Origin of the sequence: Vibrio sp. 10N.261.54.E10, assembly GCF_002877735.2 — a bacterium.
GTDB classification, from domain to species: domain Bacteria; phylum Pseudomonadota; class Gammaproteobacteria; order Enterobacterales; family Vibrionaceae; genus Vibrio; species Vibrio crassostreae_C.
This window is the reverse complement of sequence record NZ_MCXE02000003.1, coordinates 552,304-568,643: the sequence shown is the minus strand read 5'-3', so window position 1 is coordinate 568,643 and position 16,340 is coordinate 552,304. Positions and strand designations below refer to the sequence as shown.

Genomic DNA, 16,340 nt, shown 5'->3' with positions numbered 1-16,340 from the left:
ATTAACCTTCCGGGCCTTTAATTTGTATCTATTCGATAGCCTCAAAGACGTTGCCCAAGAATACCTAACAGAGCCTCAAATTGAGGCTCTGCGTCAATCTTATGTGGTAGCGAGAGACGCCCATGAAGGGCAAACCCGCTCAAGCGGTGAACCATACATTATCCACCCTGTAGCTGTTTCAAGAATCCTGGCAGAAATGCGTCTGGATATCGAAACCCTGCAAGCTGCTCTGCTTCATGATGTCATCGAAGACTGTGATGTCACTAAAGAAGATCTAGAGGAAAAATTTGGCAATACCGTTGCTGAATTGGTTGATGGTGTATCTAAGCTGGATAAGCTTAAATTTCGTGATCGCAAAGAAGCGCAAGCAGAGAACTTCCGCAAGATGGTTCTCGCCATGGTGCAAGACATCCGCGTTATCTTGATCAAATTAGCTGACCGTACTCACAACATGCGCACGCTTGGGGCACTTCGTCCTGACAAAAAGCGTCGTATTGCTCGTGAAACCCTAGAGATTTATTCTCCACTAGCTCACCGTCTTGGTATTCATAACATCAAGACCGAACTAGAAGAGCTGGGCTTTGAAGCCCTCTATCCTAACCGTTATCGCGTACTTAAAAACGTAGTGAAAGCTGCGCGTGGTAACCGTAAGGAAATGATCCAACGTATCCATAGCGAAATTGAAGGCCGCCTTGAAGAGGTCGGTTTGCCTGCTCGCGTACTTGGTCGTGAAAAAAACCTGTTCTCCATCTACAACAAGATGAAAACTAAAGAGCAGCGCTTCCACACCATTATGGACATCTACGCTTTCCGCGTCGTGGTTGATACCCCAGATACTTGTTATCGCGTACTTGGTCAGGCTCACAGCCTGTACAAGCCTCGCCCTGGCCGCATGAAAGATTACATTGCGGTACCAAAAGCCAACGGCTACCAATCTCTGCACACGTCAATGATCGGCCCTCACGGGGTGCCAGTTGAGGTTCAGATCCGTACTGAAGATATGGATCAAATGGCAGACAAAGGTGTCGCAGCGCACTGGTCTTACAAAGGCAACGGCTCACGCAGCAGTAATGGCACAACCGCACAGGTTAAAGCACAACGTTGGATGCAGAGCTTACTTGAGCTGCAACAAAGCGCGGGTAACTCATTCGAATTCATTGAAAACGTTAAGTCTGATCTGTTCCCTGATGAGATCTTTGTGTTCACGCCGAAAGGTCGCATTGTCGAACTTCCTGCGGGCGCAACAGCGGTCGATTTTGCTTACGCGGTACATACCGATGTCGGCAACATGTGTGTAGGTGCTCGTGTAGACATGAACCCTTACCCACTGAGCAAATCGCTGAAGAATGGCCAAACCATTGAGATCATCAGTGCTCCGGGCGCACGCCCGAACGCAGCATGGCTCAACTACGTGGTGACATCGCGTGCACGTACTAAGATCCGTCAGGTTCTGAAAACGATGCGTCGTGAAGAGTCGATCACGCTAGGCCGTCGTCTACTGAATCATGCACTTGGCGAACACTCTATTGGCGATATCGGCCAAGAGAATATCGACCACGTATTGTCTGATCTTCGCCTAGACAATGTTGAAGACTTACTGGCATCGATTGGTCTTGGTGAGCTGATGAGTATCGTTATTGCTCGTCGTCTACTGGGTGATGCTGACGAACTGACTGAAGTGGAAAACAACAGCGACACACCAAGGAAGAAATTGGCTATCCGTGGTGCTGAAGGTCTACTACTGACGTTCGCTAACTGTTGTCACCCAATTCCAGATGATCACATCATTGCCCATGTATCGCCAGGTCGTGGCCTTGTGGTTCACCGTGAAACGTGTCCAAACGTTCGTGGTTACCAGAAAGAACCAGACAAATACATGGCGGTTGAATGGTCTGACGATTACGACCAAGAGTTCACTGCTGAACTTCAGGTTGATCTGCAGAATCACCAAGGTGCACTGGCTGAGTTAACTAACGTTATCTCGAAAACAGGCTCGAACATTCACGGTATTTCAACTGAAGAACGTGATGGACGCCTGTACACAGTGACTATCTTGCTGACCACCAAAGATCGTGTTCATCTTGCAAGTATTATGAAAAAGCTACGTGTGATGCCACACGCGCTGAAAGTAAGACGTCGTAAGAACTAACGTTTAAACTTGATAATAGTTTTGCCAAGAATTTAAATCCCCTTAATGCTTTATCGCTTAAGGGGATTTTTATAACCGTAATCCTAGTATTTACCGCGCTCCCTCCCATTCCTGCCTGTACAAAAATCCAGTAAAATGCTTGAATAGATCATCTCTCTTACGTTTATGAGCCTTGTTATGTCACAGCTTTTATCTGCTATCCCTCTCAACTCTTTATCTGGAGTCGGCGCTAAAGTCGCAGAGAAACTAGAGAAGGTTGGGCTTAACAATGTACAAGACCTGCTATTTCACCTCCCTTTGCGCTATGAAGATCGAACGCGTATCTATCCAATCGTAAAACTGCATGCTGGTTTATGGGCAGCAGTGCAAGGCAAGGTAATGCACGTCGATACCATTTTCGGTAAACGTAAGATGCTCGCAGTAAAGATCAGTGATGGTAATGGCACTATTACACTGCGTTTTTTCAACTTCACTGCAGGCATGAAGAATAACTTTGCCGAAGGCAAACAAGTGCATGCTTATGGTGAGATCAAGCGCGGTAATATGGGGCTTGAGATCGTCCACCCTGACTACAAATTCTTTGCGCCGAGGCAACAGCCAGACGTTGAAGCCAATCTGACTCCGGTGTACCCAACCACCGAAGGGCTAAGACAAGTCACGCTGCGTAATCTTACCGATCAAGCCTTAGAGCTAATCGACAAGGCCGCAGTTAACGAGCTTCTCCCATCAGGTTTATACGACCACCAAATTACCCTCGCACAAGCACTGCATACCATTCACAGGCCGCCCCCGGGCATTGACCTAGAGCTGTTTGATGAAGGCAAGCACCCTGCGCAACTGCGCCTAATTATGGAAGAGTTACTGGCTCAAAACCTGTCTATGTTGTCTGTTCGTAGCAAAGGGCAGCAAGACAAGGCAATGCCTTTTCCTCCAGTAAACACCCTTAAAGATAAGCTACTGGCTCAGCTGCCGTTTTCACCAACCAATGCCCAAGCACGAGTGACCAAAGAGATCGAAGCTGACTTGGAAAAGCCGCATCCTATGATGCGTTTAGTGCAGGGTGATGTGGGCTCTGGTAAAACCTTAGTCGCTGCACTGGCGGCGGTTCGCGCATTGGAACACGGTCAACAAGTAGCACTTATGGCACCCACTGAACTACTCGCAGAACAACACGCGATTAACTTTGCCAACTGGTTTGAGGCAATGGGTATTCAAGTTGGATGGCTAGCAGGTAAGCTCAAAGGCAAAGCTCGTGAAACTGAACTAACACGTATTGCCAGTGGCGAAGCGCAAATGGTGGTCGGTACTCATGCCCTGTTCCAAGAGCATGTCGAGTTCAAAAACCTTGGTTTAGTGATCATTGATGAGCAACACCGATTTGGTGTCCACCAGCGATTAGAGCTACGTGAGAAAGGCGCAAAGCAAGGCTACTACCCCCATCAGTTGGTCATGACCGCTACCCCAATCCCACGAACGTTAGCAATGACGGCCTATGCCGACCTCGAAACTTCGATTATTGATGAACTGCCACCGGGACGAACCCCAATTCAAACCGTGGCAATTCCTGATACCAAGCGCGATGACATTGTTGAACGTGTGAAAAATGCGTGTCTCAATGAAGGCAAACAAGCCTACTGGGTATGTACGCTGATTGATGAATCGGAAGTACTGGAAGCTCAAGCTGCAGCTGATACAGCAGAAGAGCTACAACGCAAACTGTCTGACGTAAAAATTGGTTTAGTCCATGGCCGTATGAAACCCGCCGAGAAACAAGCGGTGATGCGAGAGTTCAAAGAGAACAAGCTGCATCTATTGGTTGCGACAACCGTGATTGAAGTTGGTGTGGATGTTCCGAATTCGAGCTTAATGATCATCGAGAACCCAGAACGTCTTGGCCTAGCGCAACTGCACCAACTGCGTGGCCGTGTCGGCCGAGGTTCGGTCGCAAGTCATTGTGTATTGTTGTATCACTCTCCGCTGTCTAAAACCGCTCAGAAACGCCTAGGTGTGCTACGTGAAAGTAACGATGGCTTTGTGATTGCACAGCGCGACTTAGAAATCCGTGGCCCCGGTGAATTGCTCGGTACCAAACAAACTGGCTTGGCTGATTTCAAGATCGCCGATCTAATTCGTGACCAACGTTTGATACCTGAAGTGCAGCGTATTGCGCGTCATATTCACGATAGCTACCCAGACAATGCTAAGGCGATCATCAACCGTTGGTTGGGTGAACGCGATGTTTACTCTAAGGCGTAGTTAACACTAAGGCATAGTTAACACTGAGACCGTATTCAAACGTAAAAAAGGCTTCCTCAAGGAAGCCTTTTTAGTGTGCGTTACTTTCATCAAGCAAGAGCGAGATTCCCTATTCGCTCGTTCCTCACGATAGGGAATGACGATCAAAGTTAACTTTCATCATCAAAGTCCATGGTTAGCAATTCGTCATCCTCGGAGAGGGAAGAATGACCGAGTCGGGGATCTCTTAACCGTTCCCCGAACCGAACTTATCGTCATCAAACGGACCGATGATAACTAGGGCTTAACCGGGAAACTGATCTGCGCTTTTAAGCCACCTTCACTGCGGTTATTGACCACAACAGCACCTTGATGCTGGCTAACGATACGTTTCACAATTGCTAAGCCCAAGCCCGTTCCTTCGCTACCACGAGCCGTGTCACCACGCGTGAAAGGTTCAAACAGCTTTCCGATCTGGTCTTGTGGAATACCCGGCCCGTTATCTTCTACCGTCACCCAAGCAAGCTTGTTATCCGCCGTCATACCAGTTGATACCTTGACCCAACCATTACCGTAACGCAGCGCATTCACCACCAAGTTGCTCACAGCACGCTTCATTGCGATCGGGTTGCCCAACGCAGGTTTCATGGTTTCTGGAATATCGGTTTCAATCTGGACCTCATAGCCACCTTCAGAGCTAGAGACTTCTCGCGCAATATCATCGACAAACACCGCTTGGAATGAGTCTCTGTCAACAGGCTTTAGGTAATCCATGAACTGACTGATGATCTCGTTACACTCTTCGGTATCACTGATGATGCCTTCCGCCAAATAGCTGTCTTCTGGCGACATCATCTCGGTTGCTAAGCGAATACGCGTTAACGGAGTACGTAAATCATGGCTGATACCCGCCATCAACAAGGCGCGGTCTTCTTCTAGCTCTTGGATGCCTTTCGACATCTGGTTAAAGGCTCGAGTTACCGAGCGAATCTCTTGTGCGCCTTGAACTGGCAATGGCGGTGGAATATCACCTCGCCCGACACCTTGCGCCGCTTTCTCTAGCGCTATCAACGGACGGTTTTGCAATCGGATAAACAGCCAACCACCTGCGACAATCAACAGCGCCATGATCAGACTGTTACGAAACAGTGGTGCAAAATCCTCTTCTTGCAGCTCTGATAACGGAATACGAATTAAAGAGTTGGGTAACTGCGCAATGTCCATCCAAAGCACATAGCTCTCTTTCCCCAAGATCAGCCGCACTTCAGTTTCAGAACCCAGCTCCTTGGTCATCTCCTCACTCATCAAGTCGATTGCGACCGCATGGTAATACTCACCCGCGGCTTCGCTGTTTTTCGCGTGAACGGTTACCCCGAGCTGTTCAAGCACACGCTGACGCAATGGCGCATCGATCTCGATATCACTGCCTTGGTCCAATACCAGGTTTAGCTCGTGAGCCAAAATCTTATTAAACTGCTGCAAACTTGGCATCAACGCATAGTTAAACACCGCGTAATAAGAAAAAATTTGGCTAGCGACCAATAGCGTTAAGAAAAGCACTATCGACTGAGTAAAGGAGCTACGTATACGCATGGGGTACCCGAGATGTAGAAAGATAAAGAAAGTGTTATATGACTATAACTCTAAACCATTGTGCTGAATAGAAAACGGGCCATCGCATATTAATGAGATGACCCGTAAGATTCACAGAATCGATAAAGCTACTGTAGAGCTTATTAAGCTGAATTACACAGCTTTGCCATCTGGAACGAATACATAACCCAAGCCCCACACCGTTTGGATGTAGCGAGGTTTGCTTGGATCTTCTTCAACTAGACGACGCAGACGTGAAATCTGAACATCGATAGAACGTTCCATTGCTGAATACTCACGGCCACGAGCCATGTTCATCAGCTTATCGCGAGACATTGGCTCACGAGCATTCGTTACCAAGGACTTAAGAACCGCAAATTCACCCGAAGTAAGCGGCATTGGCTCTTCACCGCGGAACATTTCGCGAGTACCTAAGTTCAAACGGAATTCACCAAATTCAACCACAGACTCTTCTGTGCTTGGTGCACCCGGTGCTTCAATGACTTGGCGACGCAGTACAGCTTTAATACGAGCAAGCAGTTCACGTGGGTTAAATGGTTTTGGCAGGTAATCATCAGCACCCACTTCCAAGCCCACAATGCGATCCACTTCATCACCCTTTGCAGTAAGCATCAGGATTGGTAGCGAGTTGTTTGCGTTTCGTAGACGACGACAGATCGATAGACCATCTTCGCCCGGCAACATTAAATCCAATACCATCAAGTGAAAATTTTCACGGGTTAACAGGCGGTCCATCTGCTCACTGTTTGCCACGCTACGCACTTGAAAGCCCTGCTCTGACAGATAGCGCTCTAACAGTGCACGTAAACGAGCATCGTCATCGACCACTAAAATTTTGTAGTTTTCTTGCATGTAATGGTTCCACCTATTAAAGCTTAAACCTAAGGTTAAGCATTCTTGGTAAATTGTATATTGGTATAAGACATTAAAAATGTAACATTATTGGAGAAAAAGTCGCCTAAATAATTGTTAACGTATGTTGCCTTTCTATATATTCTATCTTAGATCATCATTTCATTAAGTCAGATTTATGAAAACCAAACTTATTACTCGAGAAGGTTATAACAAGCTCAAAGCAGAACATGACCATTTATGGCACGAGAAACGCCCTGAAATTACTAAGATAGTCACTTGGGCGGCAAGCCTTGGAGATCGCTCAGAAAACGCAGATTACACCTTCAATAAGCGTCTACTTCGTCAGATCGATCGCCGAGTGCGTTTTTTAAGAAAGTTCCTACCTGATGTCACGATCGTTGATTACTCGCCACAACAAGAAGGTAAGGTATTTTTCGGTGCTTGGGTCGAAATTGAGAATGATGATGGGGAAATTAAGAAGTTTCGAATTGTCGGACCAGAAGAGATCTACGGCGATGCTAAAGGCTATATCTCTATCGACTCACCAATGGCTAGAGCTCTGCTCAAGAAAGAAGTAGATGACGAGTTTACGGTAAAAACACCGGAAGGCGACAAAGAGTGGTTCATTAACTCGATTCGCTACGCAAACAACGAATAACCAAACTTAATAAACACTTAGCGATAAACTGAGTGTTCAGCAAACCCAAACTCCAGATAAAAGAAAACCCCGCAAGGCTTTCGCCTAGCGGGGTTAAGTCTCTATCGCAGCAATCCGGCTACTGTTTATCTCTTCGAGATAAGGTGCTCCCTGCATCTTTCCTTGATAGTGGCTAAATCCTTTAACCAATTTCCTTTTTGTTCATCGCCATCCTAGCGGTGTCCATTCTAGCCTGTCATCCTGACTGGCGAATCTCATCCAGAGATTATCACTTCCTTGCTGACCACTCATCCTAAGTAATCAAATCTTCATCCTGAAGATACCTAGTCCATTAGGCTTTTTCCTGTTCCTGCCAACTCCCTGTCGACAAGTTAAATATTACGGCAAATGGCCGTGTTTCCTAGATAGTCTTAAAAAACATTTCAGGTGAGAAATACGCCCACAAACACACAATCAAATAAAATCAGCAACTTAGTGTAACATCAAGACGATTTCATCGGTCTAAAGCGACTTAGTCTCACATCACTTGTAAGAGATCTCGCACAAAGCGGGTATCAGAAACGGAAATTCGACTTCTGACAGGATAATTACACAGTCATAGCTAGAAAAAGCGTACGCTCACCCCCATGTATTTGTCACGATATTAAATAAGAGATTCATCGGATGAGCCAAGCTATCTGTCGACTGATCGCTGAAGAACTGAATGTCCGTTCTGAGCAAGTCACTGCCGCAGTAAACCTAATTGACGACGGTAACACCGTTCCCTTTATTGCCCGCTACCGTAAAGAAGTTACGGGTGGCTTAGACGATACCCAACTACGTAACCTTGATAGCCGCCTTTCATACCTTCGCGAGCTAGACGATCGTCGCCAAACAATTCTTAAGTCGATTCAAGACCAAGGAAAACTCACGCCAGAACTCGAGCGTGATATCACTCAAGCAGACAGCAAGACTCGCCTAGAAGATTTATACCTGCCATACAAACCAAAGCGCCGTACTAAAGGCCAGATCGCGATTGAAGCGGGCTTAGAACCACTTGCCGACACACTGTGGAATGAACCACAGCACGATCCAGAAACGGAAGCGGCGAACTTCATCAGCAACGATAAAGGCATTGCCGATACCAAAGCTGCTCTCGATGGTGCTCGTGCGATCATCATGGAACGCATTGCGGAAGACGCAAACCTACTAGAAAAGATTCGCCAACACCTAACACGCAACTCAGAGCTAGTCGCTCGTGTAGTGACAGGTAAAGAGCAAGAAGGCGAGAAGTTCAAAGACTACTTCGAGCACAACGAAACACTCAGCAAAGTGCCGTCTCACCGTGCACTTGCCATGCTGCGTGGCCGCAATGAAGGCTTCCTAACACTGGCGATGAATGCCGATCCTGAGCAAGAAGAAGGTGTACGTGGTTCATACTGTGAGAACATTATCTCTGATCACTACGGCATTACTCTGAGCAGTGCTCCTGCGGACGCGTGGCGTAAGCAAGTGATCAGCTGGGCATGGCGCATTAAGGTTTCTATGCACATGGAAACTGAATTGATGGGCGCAATGAAAGAGCGTGCAGAGATCGAAGCGATTGAAGTATTCGCAACCAACCTAAAAGACCTACTCATGGCAGCGCCAGCTGGTCCTCGAGCAACCTTAGGCTTGGACCCAGGTTTACGTACCGGTTCGAAAATCGCTGTCGTGGATTCAACCGGTAAGGTTTTGGCAACAGAAACTATTTACCCTCACCCACCTCAAAAGCAATACGACAAATCGGCACACGTGGTTGAGCAGATGGTTCGTCAATTCAATGTTGATTTGATTGCGATTGGTAACGGTACGGCTTCACGCGAAACCGACAGCTTTGTGGCTGACGTAATTAAACGCGGCAACCTAAAAGCGCAAAAGATCATTGTTAGCGAAGCGGGCGCATCGGTGTATTCCGCGTCTGAACTAGCTGCAAAAGAGTTCCCGAACATGGATGTATCAATTCGTGGTGCGGTGTCTATTGCTCGTCGTCTGCAAGATCCACTGGCAGAGCTAGTGAAGATTGACCCTAAATCGATCGGTGTGGGCCAATACCAACACGATGTGAGCCAAACCATGCTCGCTAAGCGCCTAGATGCGATTGTCGAAGACTGTGTAAACGCCGTAGGCGTTGATGTGAATACAGCGTCTGCCGCGCTACTTACTCGCGTAGCCGGCCTTTCTAGCACCATCGCTCAGAACATCGTGGATTTCCGTGATGAGAATGGTCGCTTCGAAGCACGTACTACGCTAAAGAAAGTCGCTCGCTTAGGGCCAAAAGCCTTTGAACAGTGTGCTGGTTTCCTACGTATTATGGATGGTAAGAACCCGTTAGATGCATCATCGGTTCACCCAGAAGCTTACCCAGTAGTGAAAACCATTGCTGAGAAAAACCACAAAGACATCAAATCTCTGGTAGGTAACACCGACTTCTTACGTGGTTTGCACGCGGTTGATTACACTAATGAAAACTTTGGTGTTCCAACGGTCACCGACATCATCAAGGAGCTGGATAAGCCGGGACGCGACCCTCGCCCTGAGTTCAAGACTGCAACCTTCGCAGATGGCGTAAACAGCGTTTCAGACCTAGAACCAGGCATGATTCTAGAAGGTGTGGTATCGAACGTGGCTAACTTTGGTGCCTTCGTTGATATTGGTGTTCACCAAGATGGCTTAGTTCATATTTCAGCGCTGACCGATCGCTTTGTCTCTGACCCACGTGAAGTGGTTAAAGCGGGCGACATCGTGAAAGTGAAGGTGATGGAAGTGGATGTTCAGCGTAAACGTATTGCACTGAGCATGCGTATGAAGGACGAGCCTGGACAAGACAACCGTGCTCAACGTTCAAGTGCACCTCGTACACAAAACCGCTCGAATCAAAACTCGCAAGGTGGCCAACGCCGTCGTGAAGAGCCGCAACAAAACGCTGCAATGGGTGGAGCATTCGCTGCCGCTTTTGCTAAAGCGAAAAAGTAATCCATTAGCTCATCTAAAAAGCTGATGTGCTTAAAACAGAAAACCTGCATCCCTTAGGGTATGCAGGTTTTTTTATTATGTGTTCAAAAAAGACATCGAAGCTTGGTTGACTCGTAAACTTTTGATTTATAAGACCACCAACATCTCTGATGGAGCATGAGGCGCAACAGCATGACCATAATGATACTTTATGACCTTACGTCGTTTCTCCATCTGTCCTTCCTGAATCGCCGCATCTAAAACATGCTTTGGCAGGCGGAAACGCATGGTATAACCTTTGCCTTGATCAGCACTGTATGTTTTCAGTGCCAATAAGCTGAACAGCCGATCAAAAGGGTCTTGTGGCTCTTCTTGGCTAACCGAATTGGCCTCTGACTCGTTCTCCATTTCATAACCTGGATGGTCTGAAGGATCCCAAGCCGACTGCTGCCTTCGTTTATCGTCTGATTTTACCTTACGCTCTGCATTGGTTCTCGCCAATGCTACTGCGGGAGCAACAGGCTCTCGGACTCTATTATCACGCGCAACTTGCTCTGTTTGCACATTAACGGACGGGGCGATTAATGGCACACTCACTGCAGTTGCAGGTGACACAATCATCGCGAACTCTCCTCAAGAATCGCCCATCAATATTGCCATAACACTGTTGTACCGAGAACGCACAACAGGCATAGCCCAACTTAGCGCAATCAGCTCTGGAGAGAGTTAGGTCTGAGTATCATGCAACACGTTGGTGTTATACCAATCGTAGTAAATAACTGATCATCCTAGCTTGTTAAAATGCTGGATAACGGCGTTAGATTTTTTGATTGTAGAATAACTACTTATCGAAACTACTTGTCAAAAAAAAGCTGCCTTGTTCTCAAGCCTTTTACCTACGCTATTTTTGAACACTTACTTACTGTGATTGGTATTAGCTTATATATCGACCAAGCCGGATATATATTTAGCAATTATTTTTGTGCGAAGCTGACAAGCTCACTGCAAAAGGCATCCGCTTCGGTCATAAACGGTGCATGCGAAGACTGGGTAAATATGTATTGCTCGGTATGAGGCAAGGCTGTGCCTAAGTCTTTCGCAACCTTGATTGGCACCAATCCATCTAATCGACCATACAAGCGTAGCATTGGTACTGAAATCTCAGGCAGTTGTTCACGCAGATCGACATCCGACAGCATCTTTAATCCTGCCAATAATGAGTCAGGGTTCGGCAACGGGCGAGACAGCACCGCTTGCTTGAGTTGTTTTACATCTTGCCTTGCTGAAGGGCTGCCCATGGCTTGCAATGCCATAAAGCGTTCGATGGTGGTTTGGAAATCTTCAACCAGTTGCTCGGTGAATGCGCTTAATACGTTGGGCTGAATGCCTCGCCATAACACGGGCTCTTTTGCAGCGGCGAATTTGGGAGAACTGGCGACAGTCACCAGCTTGCTCACGTAATCTGAGTGATGGAGAGCCATGTGCGTTGCGACCAAGCCTCCAAGTGACCAACCCACCCAAATCGCTTGCTTTGGTGCTTCGGCCAAAAGCTGCTGAGCAATCTCTTCAAGATCTTGAGCGTGGCAGTGCGCGCTGTGTCCATACCCTGGTAAATCGACAACATGCACTCGAAAATCAGCTTGTAATGCATTAACGGTTTGTTGCCATACCGCACCGTTCATTCCCCAGCCGTGAACCAGTACTAAATCAGGCCCTTGCCCAGAAACATGCCAATATAACGCGTCACTCATTCTCAATATTCCCTACTTTTTCCATCAGCGATAATCCGCGCTTTTCAGTATGGTGAGCAAAAGGAACACCATAACCCAAAAGCATCACGAGCTATGTTATCCGATTGGCTACAAAAACACACACCACGTCTGGTCACACCTCAATGCCACCTGTGCAAACTTGATAAACTGCCCAGTGATACACATCCTCGATGGTGCAATTCTTGTCTCAAACTCTTTCAGCCAGTACCACGCTGCCAACGATGTGGTTTAAAAACACTGCTCACAGTAGAGCAGTGCGGACAGTGCTTATCTCAACCTCCACCTTGGCATCGCCTCTACTGTGTCGGCGATTACACCTTCCCTACAGCAGGTTACATTCAGCAAATGAAGTACGCTGATAAGTTTTGGTTTGCACGTGATCTATCTAAGCTATTGGCATCACGTATCGAATATCCTGCTCCGCTGATCACCAGCGTGCCGCTGCATTGGCGTCGATATACTCATCGCGGCTTTAATCAAAGTAAGCTGCTAGCCGACTACACGGCTCAAGAGCTTGGCGTTGAAAGTGATGTGCTCTTTCGTCGAATTCGCTCAACGGCTTCCCAGCAGGGGCTGACTAAATCCGTACGATTACACAATCTAAAGAGCGCTTTTGCGCTGCGAAAACAAGACGTTCAAGGAACTATCCCCTCTCACGTCGCGATAATTGATGATGTTGTAACCACCGGCAGTACTGTGTATCAATTATGCCAATTACTACTTGAAGTGGACGTTAAAAGGATTGATATTTACTGCATCTGCCGCACTCCTGAGCCCTCTGGATAAAAGCTGTGAATCACTACTTGTACAGCAATCCAACAAAAAAGGGCTGAATTACAAATCTGACAGGAGTAGAATGGCGCTAATAACCTACAAATCTACTCAGGTATTCGTCGTGTCAAATATTACTATTACAGAAACAGCTCAAACTCACTTTGCCAATCTGCTGTCACAGCAGCCTGAAGGTACAAACATTCGTGTGTTCGTGGTAAACCCAGGCACACAAAACGCTGAGTGTGGTGTTTCTTACTGCCCAACAGATGCTATCGAAGCGTCTGACACAGAGCTTAAATTCGAAGCTTTCTCTGCATACGTAGATGAGCTAAGCCTACCGTTCCTAGATGAAGCTGAAATTGACTTCGTTACTGACAAAATGGGCTCTCAGCTAACGCTTAAAGCACCAAACGCTAAGATGCGTAAAGTCGCAGACGATGCACCACTTCTAGAACGTGTTGAATACGCAATTCAAACACAAGTTAACCCACAACTTGCTGGTCACGGCGGTCACGTTAGCTTGGTAGAAATCACTGAAGACGGCGCAGCTATTGTAGCATTCGGTGGTGGTTGTAACGGTTGTTCTATGGTTGATGTAACGCTAAAAGAAGGCATCGAGAAAGAACTTCTTCAACAGTTTGAAGGTGAACTGACTGCTGTTCGTGATGCAACTGAGCACGATCGTGGTGAGCACTCTTACTACTAATCACTGATTTAGTGTTAGTTGTTATTTGAAAGGTTGATGCGCAAGCATCAACCTTTTTTGTTATGTGGATAAGCAAGTTAGGACTATCGCGTTCTCTCTATACTCTTTTGCTATACAACCATATTTTCACCTCGTTACCATCTTGAGTAAGGTATTCAAGTGATCGTAATCGATTCCTGCTTCAATAATTTTCGGATATGAAAACTCGGATCTAGGAACTCAAGGTCATTTCCCCTATATTAGAATGACTTTATAAGAAAGAATTCCAATGAGCTAAGGAGCGAGCGCAATGACGAAAAGGACCAAGCCAGAGATTTTGGCTAAACAAACTGTCGCTCAATCAAGACTATTCTCTATCGAGTCTCTCGACTTACGCTTTTCAAACGGCGAAGAGCGCACTTACGAACGCATGAAGCCCAGCGGGCGCAACGCAGTGATGATGGTTCCTATTACTGAGCAAGGCGATATTCTATTAGTACGTGAATATGCAGCGGGAACTGAACGCTACGAACTTGGCTTTCCAAAAGGGCTTATCGATCCAGGTGAGCAGCCAAACGAAGCCGCCGTTCGCGAACTCAAAGAAGAGATAGGCTTCGGTGCCAACAAGCTTACTCCGCTGAAGGAAGTGATCCTTGCACCCTCTTACTTCTCTAGCAAAATGACGCTGTTTATTGCAGAAGACCTCTACCCAGAAAAGCTAGAAGGTGATGAGCCAGAGCCTCTCGATATTGTGCGCTGGCCACTTGCTCAAGCCGAAGAACTGTTAACACATCTCGATTTCTGTGAGGCTCGGAGTATTACAGCCCTGCTTTTAAGCCTTCGTGTATTAAACAATAACTAGAACATTCAGGCTCGCTCTAAGAGTAAGAGAACATTTATGCCAATAACAAAAGATTTGTCTCACCTCCTACCCTCTGTCATTGAGATTGCTCGCTCTGCTGGTCAACTCATCTTAGAGATCTACGAGAAAAAGGATTACGAAGAGTTCATTAAGAGTGATGACACTCCAGTAACCAGTGCCGATCTTGCAGCACATAAGCTGATATTAAAAAAACTCAGTGAATTGACGCCTGATATTCCCGTATTATCCGAAGAAGACGCCGACATCAGCCTAGAGCAACGCTCTCAATGGGATCGCTACTGGTTAGTTGACCCACTGGACGGCACCCAGGAGTTCATCGCACGAAGTGGTGATTTCGCGACAATTATCGCCCTAATCGAGCATAACAAGCCAGTGATGGGCGTGGTATACGCACCCGTTTCAGGTGTGAGCTATTACGCTTACAGTGGCAAAGGCGCTTGGAAGATCCCAGACCTTAATGACAGCGTGAAAATCAAAACGCATCGTCACGAGCTGCCAAACCAGTCAATCGCCATGGCGATCAGCCGTCGCCAGGACATCAATCGCATCACTAGCCGTATGAGCTCAGCATGGAATTATGATTTGGTTCCTCTAGGCTCAGCAGCGCTTAAGGCCTGTTTAGTCGCAGAAGGCGCTGTGGATTGTTATCTGCGCCTTGGACCAACCGGAGAGTGGGATACCGCCGCAACGCAGTGCATTGTTGAAGAAGCTGGCGGACGTATCTTAAGTACTCAACTAGAACCGCTTTCGTACAATGAAAGAGAAACGCTAGAAAACCCGAACTTCATTGTACTCGGTGATGCAGATTTACCGTGGGTAGAAATTTTGCAAGGCAAAGACTAGGCGAGTTTGCTCCCTTTAACTGTCAGATATCCTCTAGATTCTCAGAACAAACAAAACGGGCACCTCAGTGAGGTGCCCGTTTTTTATATCTCGTAATTTAGTGACCCTTAGCCGTTTAGCTAAAAACGACCTTGATAAGTAAACTGGTACTTACCTTGGCTATCAGGATTACCCAACCATTTAAGCTGATTTTGCATCGTTGGCGGGAATTCAACACCCGGTTTAAACCACGCTGCAGATGTGTAGCGCTGGTTAGATGTTAGACTCGCTGAGAACTCACTGTCTACTTGAGTGCTCTTCTGAACGCCTTTGGCTGCAATTGTACTGTCTTCACAGGTTATGTCCGCAATCACAGGACCAAGGTCTAATGAACCAACAGGTGAATCGACTGCAGCACCAGACCAAGCCACAGTACCTTCACCAGACTGACACCAAGGTTGAGCATGAACCGCATGCTTGATCGTCAGCTCAACCTTTCCACCAATTGAAACCGGGACTGGAATGGCTGGAGCATATTTCATCACGTTAGCAGCGGGCATTGATGCGACTAAGTTTTCCGCATACGCACCACTCATGCTGTACCCAACACGCCCTTTTCCTGACAAGTTCATGTCGCTATTACGACCAAAACGAACCGCTAATTCAGCTTTGGCTTGGAAGAGTTTAGAGAACTGAAAGTCCCACTGTACTGAACCGTAATTAACACGCTGCCAGGCGATATTATTGGCGCTGCCCTGCCAAACCGTTCCTTCAACACCTTCAATATTCAAGCCACGCACAGCCGGTGCATGTTTGAGTACAAAAGAGGCCGGTAGATGCAGCAACAGACTAACCGAGAAAAAGACAATAAAGATGCCGCCAAAAAGTAAACCTAACTTCAAAGATAAACCGCGTTTCAC

General features: G+C 47.0%; 13 protein-coding genes. 8 read left to right on the top strand and 5 right to left on the bottom strand.

The genetic code is table 11. The annotated features are described in order from the left end of the window. The first annotated feature begins 22 nt into the window (after positions 1-22). On the top strand, positions 23-2,149 hold the full coding sequence (spoT, locus tag BCU07_RS21520; protein ID WP_017062467.1) for a bifunctional GTP diphosphokinase/guanosine-3',5'-bis pyrophosphate 3'-pyrophosphohydrolase: 2,127 nt from the start codon (positions 23-25) through the stop codon (positions 2,147-2,149). 177 nt (positions 2,150-2,326) lie between these two features. Next, a complete protein-coding gene (gene recG, locus BCU07_RS21515; protein WP_102428471.1) occupies positions 2,327-4,405 on the top strand; it encodes an ATP-dependent DNA helicase RecG in 2,079 nt (692 codons plus the stop codon). 276 nt (positions 4,406-4,681) lie between these two features. Here recG and envZ read toward each other — a convergent pair whose 3' ends face one another. After that, positions 4,682-5,977, bottom strand: coding sequence for a two-component system sensor histidine kinase EnvZ (envZ, locus tag BCU07_RS21510; protein WP_102428472.1), 1,296 nt, complete (start codon positions 5,975-5,977; stop codon positions 4,682-4,684). 153 nt (positions 5,978-6,130) lie between these two features. Then, positions 6,131-6,850 (bottom strand): two-component system response regulator OmpR, encoded by a 720-nt coding sequence (gene ompR, locus BCU07_RS21505; protein ID WP_008218409.1) that lies wholly within the window; start codon positions 6,848-6,850, stop codon positions 6,131-6,133. Between the two features lie 178 nt (positions 6,851-7,028). On the opposite strand from ompR, the gene greB reads away from it, so the two are divergent. Continuing rightward, the gene (greB, locus tag BCU07_RS21500; protein ID WP_102428473.1) at positions 7,029-7,511 is read left to right on the top strand and encodes a transcription elongation factor GreB; all 483 of its coding nucleotides are present in this window, start codon (positions 7,029-7,031) and stop codon (positions 7,509-7,511) included. 663 nt (positions 7,512-8,174) lie between these two features. Next, the gene (locus tag BCU07_RS21495) at positions 8,175-10,505 is read left to right on the top strand and encodes a Tex family protein (protein WP_102428474.1); all 2,331 of its coding nucleotides are present in this window, start codon (positions 8,175-8,177) and stop codon (positions 10,503-10,505) included. Positions 10,506-10,631: 126 nt separating this feature from the next. On the opposite strand, the gene BCU07_RS21490 is transcribed toward BCU07_RS21495, so the two are convergent. Next, positions 10,632-11,105: a hypothetical protein gene (locus BCU07_RS21490; protein ID WP_017063078.1), complete on the bottom strand. Its 474-nt coding sequence runs from the start codon at positions 11,103-11,105 to the stop codon at positions 10,632-10,634. A 353-nt stretch (positions 11,106-11,458) separates the two neighbouring features. Beyond that, complete coding sequence (gene bioH / locus BCU07_RS21485; protein WP_017063077.1) at positions 11,459-12,235, bottom strand: pimeloyl-ACP methyl ester esterase BioH; 777 nt, start codon at positions 12,233-12,235, stop codon at positions 11,459-11,461. A 93-nt stretch (positions 12,236-12,328) separates the two neighbouring features. Between bioH and BCU07_RS21480 the strand changes: the two genes are divergently transcribed. The 4 genes from BCU07_RS21480 (at position 12,329) to cysQ (ending at position 15,441) form a co-directional block, all read left to right on the top strand. Next, on the top strand, positions 12,329-13,042 hold the full coding sequence (locus BCU07_RS21480; RefSeq protein WP_170962350.1) for a ComF family protein: 714 nt from the start codon (positions 12,329-12,331) through the stop codon (positions 13,040-13,042). Positions 13,043-13,151: 109 nt separating this feature from the next. After that, positions 13,152-13,736 (top strand): Fe-S biogenesis protein NfuA, encoded by a 585-nt coding sequence (gene nfuA, locus BCU07_RS21475; RefSeq protein WP_004741449.1) that lies wholly within the window; start codon positions 13,152-13,154, stop codon positions 13,734-13,736. 289 nt (positions 13,737-14,025) lie between these two features. Next, on the top strand, positions 14,026-14,577 hold the full coding sequence (gene nudE / locus BCU07_RS21470; protein ID WP_017062476.1) for an ADP compounds hydrolase NudE: 552 nt from the start codon (positions 14,026-14,028) through the stop codon (positions 14,575-14,577). Between the two features lie 36 nt (positions 14,578-14,613). After that, positions 14,614-15,441 carry a 3'(2'),5'-bisphosphate nucleotidase CysQ gene (gene cysQ / locus BCU07_RS21465; RefSeq protein ID WP_017062477.1) on the top strand — a complete coding sequence of 276 codons (828 nt, stop codon included), beginning with the start codon at positions 14,614-14,616 and terminating at the stop codon, positions 15,439-15,441. Positions 15,442-15,560: 119 nt separating this feature from the next. Here the strand turns inward: cysQ and BCU07_RS21460 are convergent, their stop codons facing one another. Then, positions 15,561-16,340 (bottom strand): type II secretion system protein N, encoded by a 780-nt coding sequence (locus tag BCU07_RS21460; protein ID WP_017070118.1) that lies wholly within the window; start codon positions 16,338-16,340, stop codon positions 15,561-15,563.

Bases quoted from the DNA above. Each gene is read 5' to 3' on its own strand.
- bioH (WP_017063077.1), bottom strand. From the start codon at position 12,235: ATGAGTGACGCGTTATATTGGCATGTTTCTGGGCAAGGGCCTGATTTA.
- BCU07_RS21480 (WP_170962350.1), top strand. From the start codon at position 12,329: ATGTTATCCGATTGGCTACAAAAACACACACCACGTCTGGTCACACCT.
- nudE (WP_017062476.1), top strand. From the start codon at position 14,026: ATGACGAAAAGGACCAAGCCAGAGATTTTGGCTAAACAAACTGTCGCT.
- ompR (WP_008218409.1), bottom strand. From the start codon at position 6,850: ATGCAAGAAAACTACAAAATTTTAGTGGTCGATGACGATGCTCGTTTA.
- greB (WP_102428473.1), top strand. From the start codon at position 7,029: ATGAAAACCAAACTTATTACTCGAGAAGGTTATAACAAGCTCAAAGCA.
- cysQ (WP_017062477.1), top strand. From the start codon at position 14,614: ATGCCAATAACAAAAGATTTGTCTCACCTCCTACCCTCTGTCATTGAG.
- envZ (WP_102428472.1), bottom strand. From the start codon at position 5,977: ATGCGTATACGTAGCTCCTTTACTCAGTCGATAGTGCTTTTCTTAACG.
- BCU07_RS21490 (WP_017063078.1), bottom strand. From the start codon at position 11,105: ATGATTGTGTCACCTGCAACTGCAGTGAGTGTGCCATTAATCGCCCCG.
- BCU07_RS21495 (WP_102428474.1), top strand. From the start codon at position 8,175: ATGAGCCAAGCTATCTGTCGACTGATCGCTGAAGAACTGAATGTCCGT.
- recG (WP_102428471.1), top strand. From the start codon at position 2,327: ATGTCACAGCTTTTATCTGCTATCCCTCTCAACTCTTTATCTGGAGTC.